General features: G+C 72.0%; 17 protein-coding genes and 1 pseudogene. 11 read left to right on the forward strand and 7 right to left on the reverse strand.

Features of this window, described 5'->3' with window-relative positions:
- Nucleotides 1–173 (forward strand): annotated as a pseudogene (gene pstB / locus FB457_RS34755) (phosphate ABC transporter ATP-binding protein); the annotation flags it as partial.
- 45 nt (nucleotides 174–218) lie between these two features.
- On the opposite strand, the gene FB457_RS34760 reads toward pstB, so the two are convergent.
- A complete protein-coding gene (locus FB457_RS34760) occupies nucleotides 219–1217 on the reverse strand; it encodes an inorganic phosphate transporter (protein WP_047017094.1) in 999 nt (332 codons plus the stop codon).
- Nucleotides 1218–1222: 5 nt separating this feature from the next.
- The gene (locus FB457_RS34765) at nucleotides 1223–1843 is read right to left on the reverse strand and encodes a DUF47 domain-containing protein (protein ID WP_026276740.1); all 621 of its coding nucleotides are present in this window, start codon (nucleotides 1841–1843) and stop codon (nucleotides 1223–1225) included.
- Nucleotides 1844–2069: 226 nt separating this feature from the next.
- Between FB457_RS34765 and FB457_RS34770 the strand changes: the two genes are divergently transcribed.
- The gene (locus FB457_RS34770; RefSeq protein ID WP_047017093.1) at nucleotides 2070–2405 is read left to right on the forward strand and encodes a metal-sensitive transcriptional regulator; all 336 of its coding nucleotides are present in this window, start codon (nucleotides 2070–2072) and stop codon (nucleotides 2403–2405) included.
- Between the two features lie 147 nt (nucleotides 2406–2552).
- Here the strand turns inward: FB457_RS34770 and FB457_RS34775 are convergent, their stop codons facing one another.
- Together FB457_RS34775 and FB457_RS34780 are read right to left on the reverse strand one after the other, a co-directional pair.
- Entirely contained in the window at nucleotides 2553–2756 is a 204-nt protein-coding gene (locus FB457_RS34775; RefSeq protein ID WP_253911335.1) for a hypothetical protein, read from the reverse strand.
- Between the two features lie 159 nt (nucleotides 2757–2915).
- The gene (locus tag FB457_RS34780; protein WP_145784678.1) at nucleotides 2916–3824 is read right to left on the reverse strand and encodes an SCO4651 family lipoprotein; all 909 of its coding nucleotides are present in this window, start codon (nucleotides 3822–3824) and stop codon (nucleotides 2916–2918) included.
- 93 nt (nucleotides 3825–3917) lie between these two features.
- Here FB457_RS34780 and FB457_RS34785 point away from each other — a divergent pair, with 93 nt between their 5' ends.
- Both FB457_RS34785 and FB457_RS34790 read left to right on the forward strand, forming a co-directional pair.
- Complete coding sequence (locus tag FB457_RS34785; protein WP_047017090.1) at nucleotides 3918–4133, forward strand: hypothetical protein; 216 nt, start codon at nucleotides 3918–3920, stop codon at nucleotides 4131–4133.
- A gap of 69 nt (nucleotides 4134–4202) precedes the next feature.
- Complete coding sequence (locus FB457_RS34790; protein ID WP_253911334.1) at nucleotides 4203–5771, forward strand: FAD-binding oxidoreductase; 1569 nt, start codon at nucleotides 4203–4205, stop codon at nucleotides 5769–5771.
- 165 nt (nucleotides 5772–5936) lie between these two features.
- Here the strand turns inward: FB457_RS34790 and FB457_RS34795 are convergent, their stop codons facing one another.
- The 3 genes from FB457_RS34795 to FB457_RS34805 all read right to left on the reverse strand — a co-directional run bounded on the left by FB457_RS34795 (nucleotide 5937) and on the right by FB457_RS34805 (nucleotide 8982).
- Nucleotides 5937–6680: a phosphatase PAP2 family protein gene (locus FB457_RS34795; RefSeq protein WP_052770376.1), complete on the reverse strand. Its 744-nt coding sequence runs from the start codon at nucleotides 6678–6680 to the stop codon at nucleotides 5937–5939.
- 194 nt (nucleotides 6681–6874) lie between these two features.
- Entirely contained in the window at nucleotides 6875–7861 is a 987-nt protein-coding gene (locus FB457_RS34800) for a C40 family peptidase (RefSeq protein WP_047017088.1), read from the reverse strand.
- A gap of 47 nt (nucleotides 7862–7908) precedes the next feature.
- On the reverse strand, nucleotides 7909–8982 hold the full coding sequence (locus FB457_RS34805; RefSeq protein ID WP_486589263.1) for a serine hydrolase domain-containing protein: 1074 nt from the start codon (nucleotides 8980–8982) through the stop codon (nucleotides 7909–7911).
- A gap of 299 nt (nucleotides 8983–9281) precedes the next feature.
- Between FB457_RS34805 and FB457_RS34810 the strand changes: the two genes are divergently transcribed.
- From FB457_RS34810 to FB457_RS34840, 7 genes are all read left to right on the forward strand, one after another.
- Nucleotides 9282–9989: an SDR family oxidoreductase gene (locus FB457_RS34810; RefSeq protein ID WP_047017086.1), complete on the forward strand. Its 708-nt coding sequence runs from the start codon at nucleotides 9282–9284 to the stop codon at nucleotides 9987–9989.
- Nucleotides 9990–10352: 363 nt separating this feature from the next.
- Nucleotides 10353–10661: a hypothetical protein gene (locus FB457_RS34815; protein WP_018840935.1), complete on the forward strand. Its 309-nt coding sequence runs from the start codon at nucleotides 10353–10355 to the stop codon at nucleotides 10659–10661.
- Nucleotides 10662–10872: 211 nt separating this feature from the next.
- Entirely contained in the window at nucleotides 10873–11703 is an 831-nt protein-coding gene (locus FB457_RS34820; RefSeq protein ID WP_145784680.1) for a DUF8175 domain-containg protein, read from the forward strand.
- The gene (locus FB457_RS34825; protein ID WP_145784682.1) at nucleotides 11693–13024 is read left to right on the forward strand and encodes a hypothetical protein; all 1332 of its coding nucleotides are present in this window, start codon (nucleotides 11693–11695) and stop codon (nucleotides 13022–13024) included. Before FB457_RS34820 ends, FB457_RS34825 begins: the two co-directional genes overlap by 11 nt.
- A gap of 6 nt (nucleotides 13025–13030) precedes the next feature.
- Nucleotides 13031–14566: an SCO6880 family protein gene (locus FB457_RS34830; RefSeq protein WP_047017083.1), complete on the forward strand. Its 1536-nt coding sequence runs from the start codon at nucleotides 13031–13033 to the stop codon at nucleotides 14564–14566.
- 6 nt (nucleotides 14567–14572) lie between these two features.
- Nucleotides 14573–15946, forward strand: coding sequence for an ATP-binding protein (locus FB457_RS34835; protein WP_047017082.1), 1374 nt, complete (start codon nucleotides 14573–14575; stop codon nucleotides 15944–15946).
- Between the two features lies 1 nt (nucleotide 15947).
- Nucleotides 15948–17483 (forward strand): type VI secretion protein, encoded by a 1536-nt coding sequence (locus FB457_RS34840; RefSeq protein ID WP_145784683.1) that lies wholly within the window; start codon nucleotides 15948–15950, stop codon nucleotides 17481–17483.
- Nucleotides 17484–17587: the final 104 nt, after the last annotated feature.

A 17587-nucleotide genomic window follows, 5' to 3' on the forward strand; every position in this document is an offset into this window, starting at 1 on the left:
TCGTCACGCACAACATGCAGCAGGCGGCGCGCGTCTCGGACCGCACCGCGTTCTTCAACCTGGCCGCCGTCGGCGAGCCGGGCCGGCTCATCGAGGTCGGCGACACCGACAAGATCTTCTCCAACCCCGAGGAGAAGGCGACGGAGGACTACATCTCGGGCCGCTTCGGCTGAGGCTCGGCCCGCGGGGCGCGCAGGCCGTGGAGAAACGCTTCAGCGCTACTCGAAGGCAAAGTGCACCAGCCAGTACACCGCCGCCGCCACCCCCGCCGCGGCCGGCATCGTGACGAACCACCCCATCACGATGTTCTTCGCCACCCCCCACCGCACGGCCTTCACCCGCTTCGTCGCGCCGACGCCCATGATCGCCGAAGTGATCACGTGCGTCGTGGAGATCGGCGCGTGGAACATGAACGACGCCGAGTACATGATCCCCGCCGCCGTTGTCTCGGCGGCGAACCCCTGCGGCGGCTGGAGGTCGATGATCCGCCGCCCCAGCGTCCGCATGATGCGCCAGCCGCCCGCGTACGTGCCGAGCGAGAGCATCAGCGCGCACATCACCTTCACCCACCACGGGATGGCGTCGCCCTCGTCCTCCACGTCCGCGATGACCAGCGCCAGCACCACGATGCCCATCGTCTTCTGCGCGTCCTGGAGCCCGTGCCCCAGCGCCATCGCCGCCGCCGAGACGGTCTGCGCCACCCGGAAGCCGCGCTGCGCGCGGCGCGGGGTGGAGCGGCGGAACATCCACATGATCGCGCACATCACCAGATAGCCGACGCACAGGCCGACGATCGGCGAGACGAACATCGGGATGATGATCTTCTCCAGCACCCCGGACCAGAACACCTTCGACGACGCGGCCAGCGCCGCGCCGACCATGCCGCCGAAGAGCGCGTGCGAGGACGACGACGGCAGCCCGAAGTACCACGTGACCATGTTCCACGTGATCGCCCCGACCAGCGCGGCGAAGAGGATCCACATCCCGTGCGACCCGTGCGGGGTCTCGATCAGCCCTTCGCTCACCGTCTTGGCGACGCCGCTGCCGAGGAAGGCGCCCGCGAAGTTCATCACCGCGGCCATCAGCAGCGCGGCGCGCGGCGTCAGGGCGCGGGTGGAGACGGAGGTCGCGATCGCGTTGGCGGAGTCGTGGAAGCCGTTGGTGTACGTGAAGAAGAGCGCAACCCCGATCGTGACGACAAGCGCGAAGGTGTCCACCGGGCTCAGGACTCCTTGACCGCGATCGTTTCCACGGTGTTCGCGACCTTCTCGAAGGCGTCGGCGGCCTCTTCCAGGACATCGACGATCTGCTTGAGCTTGAGCACCTCGATGGCGTCGTACTTGCCGTTGAAGAGGTGCGCGAGAAGCTTGCGGTGGATCTGGTCGGCCTGGTTCTCCAGCCGGTTGACCTCGATCCAGAACTCCGGCAGGTGGTTGAGCGTACGGAGGTTGGGCATCGCCTCCGCGGTCAGCTCCGCGGCCCGCGCGAGCACCTCGATCTGCTGCTCCACGCCCCGCGGCAGCTCCTCGATCTGGTAGAGGACGACGAGGTCGACGGCCTCCTCCATGAAGTCCATGACGTCGTCCAGCGAGCTGGCGAGACGGTAGATGTCCTCGCGGTCGAAGGGCGTGATGAACGAGGCGTTGAGCTGGTGCAGGATGGCGTGGGTGGCGTCGTCGCCGGCGTGCTCCGCAGCGCGCATCCGCTCGGCGATCTCGGCCCGGGCGGAGGAATCCGCCCCGAGCAGTTCCATCAGGAGCTTCGAGCCCGTCACGATGTTGTCGGCCGAGGCGGCGAACATATCGTAGAAGCTCGTCTCCCTGGGGGTCAGACGAAATCGCACGTGATGATCCTCAGTGCTGCGAATATCGGCGAATAGATCCTGATGATGCTAGGCGAGCCGCACCTGCGGAGCGAACCGGCTGTGCGGAACAGCCGCAGGACAGAATGCCACGAAGGCGGTATCATATACCCCCTGAGGGTATACCGGGCACGGTTCGCATACGGTGGTACGCACACAGCGATACGCGCCGGGCGGATCGAGGGATGGGAAACGGAAGGACGGGCACGTGACCGACACCACGGCAACGACGGCCGCCGCCGGGACGGCGCCGGGCTCCGGCCCGCACGGGTACAGCAAGGACAAAGAGGCCCACCTCAAGAGACTCCGCCGGATCGAGGGCCAGGTCCGCGGACTGCAGCGGATGGTCGAGGAAGACGTCTACTGCATCGACATACTCACGCAGGTCTCCGCGAGTACGAAGGCGCTGCAGTCCTTCGCGCTCCAGCTCCTGGAGGAGCACCTGCGGCACTGCGTCGCCGACGCGGCCGCCCGGGGCGGCGACGAGATCGACGCGAAAGTCGAGGAGGCCACCGCCGCGATCGCCCGGATGCTGCGGGCGTAGTGCCGGGCGGGCGGACGGCCGCTGCTGCGCGCGTACGAGCCGCGCGCAGCGCCCGCGGCCACTTTGCGGCACACGCCTGCGCTCCGTGTCCCGGGCTCCGTCCCGCCGCGCTGTACCCCTGCGCCCCGTGCGCCACGCGCCCCGTCGCTACGGCGTGATCTCCTGCCGGCCGCGCCTGCGCTCCAGCCCGGAGCCGCGCCGCTCGGCTTCCACCCTCAGCACTTCGTCGATGCGGTCGTCGCTCAGCCGCTCTTCCGGTGCGCTCGTCGCCGCGATGATCAATTCACCGCACAACTCGATTTCGGCGAGAGCCACATGGTCCTGGACAGCCGACCCCCGACCCACGTGCAATCACCCCTTTTCCCCATGCACACCCGCCGGCAGCCGGGCTCACCGCTCAGAGTAGGTAGGGCGGCACAGTCCGCGCATGACACGTCTGGACCATTTACGGCCCCGGCTTTCCCGGGCGAATCCCGACGCCCCTGCGCAAACGACCGGAATCAACTCCCGCTAGGACGCGGGCTGTTGACCGCTCTGGCGAACCGTTCCGGCATAGATGTCGCGATCCGCGGGCAACGCCACCTCGGCCGGCGCGCCGAAGTCGTAGGTTTCGACGGTCGACGCCACCCGCACCGGTGAGTCGCCGGAGAGCGCGAACTCGTGCCGCACCCGGCGCGGCCGGCCGTCCTCGTCCAGATACGCGTCGAAGGCCACCGCGTCCTGGACGAAGCCCTCGGCCGCGGCCGCCAGCGCTCCGCGCGCGTACGGGGACGCCGCGCGGGCGGCGCGGCCGAGGTCGGCCGTGCCCTCGTAGTGCCGCACGACGCTGTCGCCGACGCGCTCCTCGCCCACGTACCGCACCTCGCTGGCGCCGCGCAGCAGTTCCGCGGCCGTCAGCGGGTCGGTGGCGCCGTTGGTGACGAGGTTGCCGTCGGAGAGCCGGGTCGTGTCGAGCCGGAGCCACTTGTCGTCGGGGACGCCGGCGCCGCGGTTCTTCATGTACAGCTCACCGACCGCGTACAGCTCCGTGATCGGCTCCTCCTCGCCCTGCGGCATCACCACGCGCAGCAGGCCGCGGCGGCCCGCGTAGTCGAAGGCGCCGTCGCCGCTGACGGTGACGCGGGTGCCGCCGCTGATCATCTCCATCGCGGTGCGCGCCCGGGAACTGCCCGCGCCGGCCAGCGCGTCGGCGGCGCGCTGCACGGCGGTCAGCGGGTCGCCGCCCGGGTGCTCGTCGGCCGCGGCGCCGCGCTCGGAGCAGCCGGCGGTGGCGGACAGGGCCGCCGCGGCGAGGGCGCCGAGGAGCGCGAGCACGGCCGCGGGCCGGGCCGCGGCCGCGGCGCCGGGGCGCGCGGGCGTGGTGCCGGGGCGCGCGGGCGTGGTGCCGGTACCTACGGTCCGCCGCTGCTCCGCCGCCATCTCTCGCTACCCCCGGCCGGTGTTTTCTCCGGTTCGCTTAACGATGTGGAGGGGGCGCCGTCACGGTCTTTCCCACCGCGGTACCGTGACCGCGTGCTCAGCGACGGACCCGGCGACGGGCCGGGTGACCCCCAGGGCGGCGCGGGTTCCGACGGCCCGTACGGCGGCGGCACGCACCGCACGTCGACCGCCGAGCGGGGCGCGTTCGCCTTCGCCCGCTGCACCTGCGGCTGGACGGGTCCTGCCCGCCGGGCCCGCTCCCGGGCCCGTACGGACGCCGCGGACCACCTCCCGGACGCCCTCGGCTGAGCGTCCCGGGCGCCAGGCTTTGCTACTTGGGGGTAGCGAAGGGGGGACACGATGCGCTGTGCTGTGCGGATGGACAGGCGCACAGTGCTCCGTACCGCCCTCGCGACCGCCGCGGGCGTGGGTGCCGCCGGCGTCGCCGGCTGCTCGGGCGACGACGACGGCGGGAAGCCCGACCCCAAGCCCGGCGGCTCCCGCTCCGGTTCGGGCAGCGGCCCGGCCACAGGACCGCCGGACTGGCCCGCGCTCGGGCAGTCCCTCGCCGGCCGCCTCGTCCTCCCCGGGCACGACGACTACCGCGTCGCCGCCCAGCAGTACAACACCCGCTTCGACGACCTGCGTCCCGCCGCCGTCGCGTACGTCGACCACGCCGACGACGCCGCCGAGTGCCTGCGCTTCGCCCGCGCCGCCGGCGTCCCCGTCGCCGTACGCAGCGGCGGCCACTCCTACGCCGGCTTCTCCAGCGGCAACGGCCGCCTCGTCGTCGACGTCTCCGCCCTCTCCGGCATCGACGCCGACTCCGACACCGCCACCGTCGGCGCCGGTGCGCGCACCATCGACGTCTACGAGGCCCTCGCCGTCCGCGGCCGGACCATACCCGCCGGCTCCTGCGCGACGGTCGGCATGGCGGGACTCACCCTCGGCGGCGGCCACGGCGTCGTCTCGCGCGCGTACGGGCTCACCTGCGACCACCTCCGCGGCGCGACCGTCGTCACCGCCGACGGCAAGACCGTCGAGTGCTCGGCGGAGGAGAACGAGGACCTGTTCTGGGCGCTGCGCGGCGCCGGCGGCGGCAACTTCGGGGTCGTCACCGAACTGCGCTACGACACCCGCGAAGCCTCGGACGTCGTCGCCGCGAACATGGTGTGGCCCTGGTCGAAGGCCGAGGCGCTGCTCACCACCTGGCAGGGGTGGGGCCCGGACCAGCCCGACGAGCTGTGGTCCGCCGTCCACTTCGGCAACACCCGCGGCGGCGAGCCGACGATCTCCGTGGCCGCGATGTCGCTGGGCACAGAGGACGACATGCACACCGCCGTCGACTTCCTCGCCGACCAGGCCGGCGGGCCCGGTCCCGCCGAGGACGTCTCCATCGGCCCGCAGTCGTACATCCACGCCATGCGCTCGTACGCGGGCTGCGCCCAGGCCGACCGCGAGCAGTGCCGGCTCCAGGGCAGCGTCCCGGGCCGCAACGCGCGCGGGATCCTGCAGCGCGACACGTTCGCGGCGCGCTCCGACTTCTACGACGAGCCGCTGGGCGCCGGGGGCATCGGCACGCTGCTGGACCGGGCGGAGAAGGCGTCGCGGTCGGCGGACGCGCTGTTCATCCTCACCGCGCTGGGCGGGGCGGTGAACCGGGTGCCGGCGGCGGACACGGCGTTCGTGCACCGCGGGTCGCGGGTGCTGGCGCAGTACATCGCGTCGTGGGACGAGGGCGAGGACGGCGGTCCAGGCGAGCGGTGGCTGGCGGACACGCACGCGGCGATGCGGGAGCACGCCTCGGGGGCGGCGTACCAGAACTACACGGATCCGGAGCTGCGGAAGTGGCGCGGCGCGTACTACGGGCCCGCGGCGGAGCGGCTGGCGAAGGTGAAGAAGCGGTACGACCCGGAGCGGCTGTTCGACTTCGACCAGGCGGTGTAGGCGCCGGGCTTCGCGGGCGTCCCGGGCGCGCGGGCGTCACGCGGTGTAGCGTCCGGGCGCGGAAAACTCCGGGGGGCGCATTGGCGCGCGCACCCGGCGGGCGTTGCTTCCGTACGCCCCGGGCCCCGGCCTCCGCAGCCGCCGGGGAGCCCGCGCCCGTACCCGCTACGCCGCCAACTCGTCGCCGTCCCGGCCGCCTCCGCCGCGCTCCAGCGGCTCCGTCCGCGGCGCGGGGACCGCTCCGGGACCCGTCGCCGGCTCCCGGTCCGGGCCGGCGTCCGCCGCCTCCGGGTCCCCGACGAGCCACTCGGGCGCCCGTCTCACCAGCGGCATCAACCCGGCCGTCGCCGCCGGCGCGAGCAGCAGCGCCACCGACGTGCCGAGCGCGATGCCGCCGACGACGTCCGAGGGGTAGTGCACGCCCAGGTAGACCCGGCTCAGCGCCTCCAGCAGCGCCAGCGCCAGCGCGGCCAGCCCGTACCGCCTGCTCGCCATGAAGATGCCGGCCGCCAGCGCCATGGCGACCGAGGTGTGGTCGCTGACGAACGAATAGCCGGTGGTGCCGGGCAGCAGGACCTCCAGGCCCTCGTGCTCCCGGAACGGCCGCGGGCGCTCCACGATCGCGCGGATCGGCATGTTCGCGAGCAGCGCGAGCGCCGCCGCCAGCGGACCCCACAGCAGCGCGGTCACGACCGGCACCGCGCCCGTACGCCGGCGCGCACGCCACCAGCACACGACCAGCAGCACGCCGAGCATCCCGATCAGCCCGTACTCGCCCAGGAACGCCGCCCCGCGGTCGAACCAGGGCGGGGTGGAGTCCGCGACGCCGTTGATGTCGAACAGCACGGAAACGTCGGCGTTCGACCCGCTCGGGGGTGCCCCCGCCAGGTGCAGCGAACGCATGTCCACTCGGCTCCTCTCCCCACCCGTTTCCCGCTGATCGGCGACTGCCGTCTTCCCTATTGCAACGGTGCCGCTCGCCCTTTGCAACGGCGCCGCGACGGTCGGCGTTCCGGCTGCGACCGAAAGATCACCGGGAGGTTATCGGAGAGTGACCGTCCGTGCTGCCCGTACGAGGCCCGCGCGCGGCGGCCCGTCGCACGTCAGCGCTTCGGCAGCGCCTCCGCGCCCGCCTCCGTGACCCGGGTCGCGCCGAAGTAGTCCGGCGAGTCGATCGGATCGAAGCGGATCACGGCGCCGGTGTAAGGGGCGTCGATCATGTAGCCGCCCCCTACGTACAGGCCGACGTGGTGGATGGAGCGCGAGTCGTTCATGTCGTACGCGAAGAACACCAGGTCGCCGGGGAGCAGTTCGTCCCTGCTCGGGTGCGGCCCGGCGTTCCACTGGTCGTTCGCCACCCGCGGCAGCTCGATGTCCACGGAGGCGTACGCCGCCTTCGTCAGCCCTGAACAGTCGAACCGGCCGCCCTCCTCCGGCGTGCCGTCACCGCCCCACAGATAGGGCGTGCCGAGCTTGTCCTGCGCGTAGTGGATGGCGCCCGCGGCCTGCTTCGACGGCGACAGACGGGAGGTGGGGGCGGCGAAGCTCTCCTCCAGGGCCTGGATGATCTGCACGTAGTTCTGCGTCTCGCGGTACGGGGGCACGCCGTTGTACTTGATGACGGCGTACGGTCCCGCGTTGTACGCGGCGAGCATGTTCTCGGTCTGGTCGCCGGGCACGTCCTCGACGTAGCCGGCGAGCTTGCAGTCGTACGTCGCCGCCGACGGGATGGCGTCCTCGGGGTCGTTGATGTCGCGCTCGCCGTCGCCGTTGGCGTCGATGCCGTGGGTGGCCCAGGTGCCGGGCATGAACTGCGCGATGCCGCGCGCGTCCGCGGGGCTGACTGCGTTGGGGTCCCAGCCGCTCTCCTGGTACAACTGCGCGGCGAGCAGGGCGGGGTTGAGGGCCGGGCAGAGGTTGCCCCACTCCTGCACCAGCGACTGGTACGTGGCGGGCACGGCGCCCTTCGCCAGGCCGACGCCGCGGCCGGCGAGACCGGACGCGGCGGTGTACGTGCCGACGACGAGCAGGGCCAGGAACGACAGGACCATCCCCGACCCCAGCGCCACGAAGAGCCAGAGCTTACGCACCCCTCAACCATCCCTCATCGGGCCCGGGCTGTCTGCCCGTTCCCTGCTCAACGTCCCTTGCCCGTACGGTCCTTCGCGCACAGCGCAGCGTCGGCCGCCCCCTGGAGGTCCGCCAGCCGGCCGCCCTCGGCGGCCCACGTGGTCGTGTAGACGGTGACCGTCCCGCGCCCCCGGCCGGCCCGCCCGCCGGCGACGGAGTCGCCCGGCAGGTCGCCGCCGTGGCCCCAGTACACGCCGCCGCAGCTCAGCGGGAAGGACGCGACGCCGTAGCCGTACCGGCTGCCCTCGGGGTAGGTGTCCTGGCCGCCGACGTCGGTGGTGTCGTGGGTCATCGCCCGCAGCGCCCAGCCGGGCAGCAGCCTGCCGCCGAAGAGGGCGTCCCAGAAGGCGTTCTGGTCCTTCGGCGTGGTCACGAGGCCGCCGGAGGCGCCGAACTCGTAGCCGGGCAGCTCGGTCACGTCGGTGACGCCGGCCCCGGGATCGACCGGATGGACGCCGTAGTTGCGGGCGTGCGGGCCGCGTAGCGTCAGCTCGCCCTGCGCGGGCCAGTACGTGTCCTTCAGGTGCAGCGGCTCGATGAGGGTGCGTTCGATGTACGTGCGGTAGTCCTCGCCGGTGACGTGCTTGATCAGCAGGCCGAGCGCGAGGTAGTTGGTGTTCGAGTAGCCCCAGCGGGCGCCCGGTTCGAAGTCGGCGGGGTGGCCGAGGGCGAGCGCGAGGTACTCCTCCTCGGTGGCGGCGCGGCTCCAGTCGACGAACTGGAGGTACTCCGGCAGCCCGCTGGTCTGCTTGAGCAGGTGCCGCACGGTGACGCCGGTGCCGGCGAGCTGCGGCACGTACCGCGCGGCGGGCGCGTCCAGCCGCACCTCGCCCGCGGCGACCAGCCGCATGACGGCGGTGGCGGTGAACGCCTTGGTGTTGCTGGCCATCCGGTAGCGGCCCTCGGCGCCGACCATGGGCCGCCCGGTGGCGGTGTCGGCGACGCCCGCGGTACGGGTCGTGCGGCCGTCGTACGCGAGGGCGCCGGGGACGCCGTCGCGCTCGACGAGGGCGTCGAGGCGGCGCTGTACGGGGTCGGTGGCGCGCCCGGTGCCGTGGGCGGCGGGGGGGGGCGGCGGCACCGGCGACGACGGCGGCGAGGAGGGCGGCGGCCCCGGCACGGCGGGCGGCGGTACGGGTACGGGTGCGGGTGCGGTTCACGGCTGTCTCCCTGGGTCGTGGTGTGGCGGGCTCTACCCTCGTCCCCGTACGCCCTGTGATCACTGGCGCCGACCGCCGGAACCATGGTGGTGCCGGCACCACCCCCGCCCCCGCCGTACGGCCACCTCCGCCCGCCCTCACCAGGGGTGTTGACATAGAGAACACTCCAAGTGGTGCACTCGCCGCGTCCGACAAGACCAGCACCGGAGGCCCGTACCCCATGACCCACTACTCGCCCGTCACCCTCGTCACCGGCGGCGGCAGCGGCATCGGCGCCGCCGCCGCCCGCCAACTCCTCGCCCGCGGCGGCCGCGTCGCCGTCACCGGCCGCGGCGCCGAGCGGCTGCGCCGGTTCGCCAGGGACGCCGGCGACCCGCCGGAGTTGCTGACCCTGCCGGGCGACGCCTCCGACCACGAGGCGGTGGCCGAGGCGGTGCAGGCGACGCTCACGGCCTTCGGCCGGCTCGACGCCGTCGTCGCCAACGCCGGCTTCGCCAGCCACGACGACCTCGCCACCGGCGACCCGGCCGGCTGGCGCGACATGGTGCTCACCAACGTCCTGGGCCCCGCGCTGCTCATCCGCAGCTCGCTGGAGGCGCTGCGCGAGACCCGCGGGCGGATCGTCATCGTCGGCAGCGTCGCGGGCTTCGTCCACACCCCGGGCAACATCTACGGCATCACCAAGTGGGCGATGACGGGGCTGGCGGAGAACACCCGCCGCATGGTGACCGGCGACGGCATCGGCGTCACGCTCGTCGCCCCCGGCCGCACCGACACGCTCTTCTGGGACGGCATGGGCGGCGCGCCGGAGGGGATGGAGATGATGACGTCCGACCAGGTCGCCGAGTCGATCGTCTGGGCGCTGAACCAGCCGGAGGGCGTCGACGTCAACACGGTCGTCATGCGCCCCATCGGCCAGCCCGTGTAAGGCGCTTGGACGCGCCGCCCCCATACGACCCGCCCGCCGCCTTCCCTCAGGTCTGTTTGAGTCACATCCACCGACGGGGCCCGCCCTGCGGCCGTTACGGCGCCACCCACTCTTCACATACTCCGATTCGGCACAGGTCGGACAAGCCGATCGCCTCCCCAACCCCGCAAGCACGCAGCGTTGCCAATAGTCACCTAACGTGATACACACAGGAAAGTCGGCGATGAGCGCCGAACACCCTTGTGAAATCCCCGCGGTTGACGCCAAATCGACTCTCACGAGGGCATCATCAGGGAGGATGGACAATGACTCCTGCCGTCCAGCCCGGACGGCAACACAGCGCATGGGGCGGTGAGTTACGACATGTTCCTGGCAGCCGACAAGGGCGACATCAACACCATCATCGGCGGTATCGCCCCTGACTGGGGCCCCTTCGGAAGCCTGGGCCAAGAAGCGCGCGTGATGATCGAAGTGGTCATGGCGGTCGCGATCCTGCTGTGCCTGGGCATCGCGATCTGGGGCGCGGCCAAGCAGCGCATCGGCGCGACGGCGCTGCGCGACACGTTCAGTGCGGAGCAGGGCAAGGGGCTGATCGTGGCGGGTCTGACGGGAGTGTTCATCATCGGCTCCCTCGGTACCGTGTTCACGATCGTGTATGGAATGGCGGTGTAGGCCGGGCCGTGACTTCAGGGCCAGGCGTACGGCGAACGGCGGTGCGGCACACGGCGGCGGGACGTCGCCCGAGCCCGCGGCCCGGGAGGCGACCACTCCCCGGCCGCGGCGCGGGGACCCCCGTGGGACGTCAGACGGCGCACCGCTACCTTCTTGTGCCTACGGCACGCCGGTGCAACGCGGCACCGGCGCACGGAGGGGGTGACCCGGCATGAGCCACGACGACGACTACGTCGACTACGCCTCCCCCGAACCCGGCACCCGCACACGCTTCGCCGAAGGCGACAACGACGGCCGCTACGACACGCGCCGCGGCGGCCGCGTCTCGCCGTCCCGCGCGATGGTCACGGTCGTGGGCGTCGTGGTCCTCCTCATCGCCGCGATCGCCTTCGCGAACCGCGGCGGCAACACCGATGACGACCCCGAATCCACCGCCAACCCCGACACCAAGGCCCAACCCACCGCCCCCACAGGCGACACCCCGGTCAAAACCCCCGTCAACGGCATCCCCACAGGCTTCCCCCACTCCGCAGAGGGCGCCCAGTCGGCGGCGGCGAACTTCGCCGTCGCGCTCGGCGGCGACCAGATGTTCACGCCCGAAGGGCGACACGAGCTGGTCGATGCCCTGTACACACCGGAACTGGCGGAGAAGACCAAGACCGGCATGGACGCCGCGTATGACGAAGACTTCCTCGCCAACCTCGGCCTCGACGCCGAGGGCGAGCCCCCCTCCGGGATGACCTTCATCTCCCGGACCGTCCCGATCGGCACGACGGTCAAGGAGTACGAGGACGGCAGGGCCACTGTCGCCGTCTGGTACACCGGCCTGATCGGCTTGGCGGGCCCCGACTCGGACGTGCCCGTACGCACCACCTGGCACACCTGGACCTTCGAACTCCAGTGGTCGGACGGCGACTGGAAGATCGCCGCCGACTCCCAGAGGCGGGGACCCGCCCCCGTCCCCGGTGACGTACCCGCGGCGACCGACGAGCAGATCGAGGACGCCGTCGAGCAGTTCGGAGGCTTCACCTATGCCCGGTAGCCCGCGGCGCCGCGTCGCCTCAGCCCTGACCCTCCTCGCCGGCGCGCAGGCCACGCTCCTGCTCGCCGCCCCCCGCGCCCTCGGCGCCGTACCCGCGCAGGACGACGGCGGTGCCTGCGACAGCCTCATCGGGCCCGCCAGGGACTACTGCGAGAAGGAAGACGACGGGGGCCGCTCCGCGCCCAACTCACCCGGTGACGTCACCGAATCCGTCGATCCGCTGTCCTCGCTGGCGAAGGGGTGTGCCGAAGCCGCCGCCTGGACCATCGACAAGCTCTCCGACGCCGTCAACTCCACCACCACCGTCGACTTCACCAACGCCACCTTCCTGCGGCAGTACGCCGTCGTCTTCGCCGCCTCCACCATCCTCACCCTCACCCTCTGGCTCCTCGCCGTCGCCAAGCGCGCCATCCGCGGCGTCCCCCTCGGCGAAGCCCTCGGCGAGGCCATCGGCTTCCTCTGGCTCACCGTCCTCGCCTCCGCCTTCACCCCCCTCGTCCTCTACACCCTCGTCACCGCCACCGACTCCGTCACCGAAGCCATCGCTTCGGGTACGTCGTCCAACACCGACACCTTCTTCGGCGGCTTCTCGGAGGCCCTCAAGAAAGGCGAGGACATCGGTGGCGGCCCGATCATGCTCATCGTCGTCTCCCTCGTGTCCGTGCTCGCCGCAGGCGTGCTCTGGCTGGAGCTCGTCATCCGCGCCGCCCTCCTCTACGTCGGCGCCCTCCTCGGCACCGCCGTCTACGCCGGGCTCGTCGACAAGAACATGTGGCACCACGTCCGCCGCTGGGCCGGGATCATGATCGCCGTGATCCTCGTCAAGCCGGTCATCGTCATCGTCCTGGGCCTCGCCGGCGCCCTCTCCGCCGAGGAGGGACCCGACGCCTTCTCCGCCGTCGTCTCCGGCCTGGCGATCATCCTGCTCGCCATCTTCGCCAGTGCGATGATCTACCGCTTCGTGCCCGGCTTCGGCGACGAGATCATGACCGCCAAGCAGGGCCGCCGCGCCACCTCCGCCAACCCGGCCTCCGCCGTCATGGCCACCCCCGCCGCCCTCGTCACCGCCGGCATGAAGACCCACGGCTCCCGCACCTCGTCGTCGGGACCCGCCGGCGGCGCCACCGGCGAGTCCCGTTCCGCGGCCAAGCCCGCCAACCCCGTCGCCGGCGGCGTCTCCGCCCACAGCACCCGCCCGCAGCAGTCCGCCCCGCCCAAGCCGAGCACCGCCAACCACAGCACCGGCGGCTCCGGTTCCGGCTCGCAGGGCGGCCGCAGCGTGCCGCCGCAGTCCGCCCAGCAGCCCGGAAACAGGAGGTGACCTGCGGTGACCACGCACGACACACCACCGATCACCCCCCGTCGTACGTACCTCATCGGCAAGGCCCGCCCGAACGCCATCGTCGGCCGCAACCGCGAGACCGGCGAGATCGGCATGATCATCGGCGGCGCCTTCCTCGGCATGATGTGCGGCCTCCTCGTCCCCGTGCTGACGCTGCGCATCGTGCTGCTGATGGGCTTCCCGCTGCTCGCCCTCGCCGCCGTCTACGTCCCGTACCGGGGCCGCACCTTCTACCGCTGGTTCGAGATCAGCCGCAGCCACCGCCGTCTCCTGCGCAGCGGCGCGGCCGTCTACCGATCCGGCGCCCAGGAGGCCGGCACCCGTCTCAACGGCGAGGAGGTCGCCGTCGGCACCCCGCCCGGCATCGGCCGCATCAGCTGGATGGTCGCCCCCTTCGGCCCCGACGAGATCGCCGTCCTGCTGCACGCGGACCGCCGCACCGTCACCGCCGTGATAGAGATCGAGGGCCCCGGCGTCGGCCTGCGCGACAGCGAGGACCAGGAAGCCCTCGTCGACCGCTTCGGCACGCTGCTCAAGCATGCCGCCAACGGCGACGGCTTCGTACGCCGCCTGCAGATGCTCGCCCGCACGCTGCCCGCCGACCCCGACGCGCACGCCAAGGACGTCTCGCAGCGCGGCGACCCGCGCGCGCCGCAGTGGATAAAGGGCTCGTACGACCAGCTCCAGTCCATGGTTTCCACCTCCTCCGAGCAGCACCGCGCGTACCTCGTCGCCTGCATGCCCTACACCCGCGACCTCGGCCAGGAGGCCACGGTCATGGGACGGGCGACCAAGCAGAGCCGCGACGAGTGCATCGCCGTCATCATGGCCCGCGAGCTGGGCGACATCTGCGCCCGTCTCGCCGAGGCCGACATCCGGGTACGGCAGCCGCTGGGCATCGCACGGCTCTCGGCCCTCGTGCACTCCATGTACGACCCTGACCACCCCATCGACCACATCCAGGCCATGACCCAGCGCAACGCCTGGCCGGCCGAACTGGACGCCGTAAACCCGCAGTACCTGCGCGCCAAGACCCGCGAGTCGGCGACCCGCGACCCCTGGTGCCACTCCACGGCGTGGGTGAAGGAATGGCCGATGACCCCGGTCGGCGTCAACTTCCTCGCCCCGCTCCTCGTCCACACCCCGGACGTCATCCGCACGGTCGCCGTATGCATGGACCTGGAGCCCACAGAAGTGGCCATCGAGCGGATGCTGACGGAGAAGACGAACGACGACGCGGAGGCGTCCCGGCAGGCGAAGATGAACCGCGTCGTCGACCCCCGGGACATCGCCCACCACGAGCGCATCGACCAGCGCGGCGAGGACCTCGCCTCCGGCGCCGCCGGCGTCAACATCGTCGGCTACCTCACGGTCTCCGCCCGCTCCCCCGAGGCTCTCGCCCGCGACAAGCGCACGATCCGCGCCTCGGCGGGGAAGTCATACCTGAAACTGGAATGGTGCGACAGAGAGCACCACCGCGCCTTCGTGAACACCCTGCCATTCGCGACCGGGATCAGGTGACCCCCCATGGCCGACCTTCTCGATCTGGCGACGCGCGCCTTCGCGGGCTTCGTCTTCGGCAAGACGGAGACCCAGCGGCTGCCCGTGCGCACCTCCTCCGCGCAGGCGCAGGCCGTCTACCTCCCCACCGCCGCGCCCGGCCTGGGCGACTCCGGCGTGATCATCGGCCGCGAGGTCTACAGCGGCAAGGGCTACATCTACGACCCCTTCCAGCTCTACGGCCAGCAGCTCCCCGCGCCGCACTGGCTGGTGCTCGGCGAGTCGGGCAACGGCAAGTCCGCGCTGGAGAAGACCTACGTCCTGCGTCAACTGCGCTTCCGTGACCGCCAGGTCGTCGTGCTCGACGCCCAGGGCGAGGACGGCGTCGGCGAATGGGCGCTCATCGCGCAGGAACTCGGCATCACCCCGATCCGCCTCGACCCCCTCGCGGCCCTCGACAGCGGCATCCGCCTCAACCCGCTCGACCCGGCGATCACCACCACCGGCCAGCTCGCCCTGCTCCGTACGATCATCGAAGTCGCCACCGGCAGCGGCCTGGACGAGCGCTCCGGGTTCGCCCTCAAGGTCGCCCACGGTCACGTCACCGCGACCGTCACCGACCGGCAGCCGGTGCTCACCGACATCGTCGAGCAGCTCCGGCACCCGGCGCCGACCGCCGCCGAGGCCATGAACGTCGACGTCGAGGACGTCCGCAACTGGGGCCTGGACGTCGCCCTCGTCCTCGACCGCCTGGTCGACGGCGACCTGCGCGGCATGTTCGACGGCCCGACGACCGTCGGCATCGACCTCGACTCGCCGCTCATCATCTTCGACCTCTCCCACATCGACCGGAACTCGATCGCCATGCCGATCCTCATGGCGATCGTCGGCGTGTGGCTGGAGCACACCTGGATCCGCCCCGACCGCAAAAAGCGCATCTTCCTTGTCGAAGAGGCGTGGCACATCATCAACTCCCCTTTCGTCGCCCAGCTCTTCCAGCGGCTGCTGAAGTTCGGCCGCCGGCTCGGCCTCTCCTTCGTCGCGGTCGTGCACCACTTGTCCGATGTCGTGGACGGAGCCGCGGCGCGGGAGGCGGCGGCGATCCTGAAGATGGCGTCGACACGTACGATCTACGCCCAGAAAGCCGACGAGGCCCGCGCGACGGGGAAGGTCCTCGGACTGCCGCGCTGGGCCGTCGAGATCATCCCGACCCTGACGCCCGGCATCGCCGTCTGGGACGTCAACGGCAACGTGCAGGTCGTCAAGCACCTGGTGACCGAGGCCGAACGGCCGCTGGTCTTCACCGACCGGGCGATGACGGAGTCCGCCCCGGTACCGGCTCTGGAGGCTGCGGACGACACCGGCCCGGTGGTGATGGCGAAGGAATCGACGGTGGCCTGAGATGGCGCAGGGTCGCGGTGGACGGAACCGGGGCGGCGGGCAGCAGGGCAGCTCGGAGCGGGGCATCCCCGACGCCCTGCTCCTCGGCGTTCTGGCGTTCCTGCTCGGCCTGACGATCCTGGCGTGGACGGCGACGGGTCTGTCCGGGCTGCTGGCGCACGGCGCGTGGCCGGACGGCGTCACCTTCACCCGTACCCCGCTGGCGATGCGCGAGCTGGTCTCCGAGCCGCACGACCTGCCGGCCGCCTGGCCGGACACGCCGCGCGAGTCCCTGTCGGGGTGGGGGCTGTTCTGGGGCGTGTTCATCAGCCAGTTGATGGTGCTCGGAACGTTCACGCTCGCGGGGATGACGACGATGGCGAGCTTGCGGGCGCGCCGGGCGGCAGCGCGAAAGGCGGCCGCGGGAGACGAGGCGCTGGCCGGCGGCCTGGAGCACCGGTACGAGGAGCAGGACCGGTACGAGGACACGGAGTCCGCGGCGCAGCCCACGCCCCGGCGCCGCCCGCCCGTACGGCCCGCGCACGACCCGCGCCCGCAGCCCACGCAGCCCCTCCCCACCGTCCCGCGGCAGCGTCCGGTCCAGCCCTCGGCCGGACTGCCCCCGGTACACGCGGGCCCACTGGTGTTCCGCAAGGGCAGTCCGACGGCGATGGCGGTCACCCGGGAGACGCTGCTGGGAGCGGAGGGCCCCGCGCTCGTCATCACCTCGGACGCCAGCCTGTGGGCGGACACCAAGGACGCCCGCGGAAAGCTCGGCCCCGTCCTCGTCTACGACCCGGGCCAGCTCTGCGACACCCCGGACCGCCTCCGCTGGTCCCCGGCCGCGGGTTGCGCGGACCGCGAGACGGCATCCGAGCGAGCGGCGGCCCTCCTCCGCCCGGTGCGACCCCAGCACCGTACGGACACCACGGTGGCGGACACCGCGGAGACGATGCTGGCGTGCTGGCTCCACGCCGCCGCCGTGGGGGACCGCCCCTTCGCCCAGGTCCACCGCTGGGCCCAGGGCACAGGCGCCCACGAACCGGTGGGCATCCTGCGATCGGCGCCGGAGGCGGCGTCGGGCGCGGCCGGCGAGCTGGAGTCGGCGCTGACGGGGCATCCGGAGCGGCGGGACGCGGCGGCGGAGCTGGTGACGACGGCGCTGGAGGGCATGTCGTCGATCCACATGCGCAACGCTTCCAAACCGACCCGAGCAGATTCGCTCGTATTGGAGTCATTCATCGACGAAGGGGGAACGCTTTATCTGGTGGGTGAAGCCATCGAGGGCCCCCGGTCCCGCCCGGGTGCGATGCCACTGCTCACCGCCCTCGCCACAGACGTGGTCGAGCACGGCCGCCGCATGGCCGCAAGGTCATCCACCGGCCGGCTCGACCCACCACTTACCCTCGTCCTCGACGACGTAGCCGCAGTCGCCCCCCTCGCCGGCCTCCCCGCCCTCCTCACGGAAGGCGACCGCGAGGGACTACCGACGCTGGCCACGATGCGCTCGCCGGAGCAGGCGCGCAGCCGCTGGCCGGGGCTGTCGCTGGGGGTGTGAGGGGTGGAAGAAATGACTCAACCCCCGGACGGTGTCCGGGGGTTGAGTACTAAAGATTGTTCGGCGGTGACCTACTCTCCCACACGGTCCCCCATGCAGTACCA

This window comes from Streptomyces sp. CNZ287 (assembly GCF_007827615.1).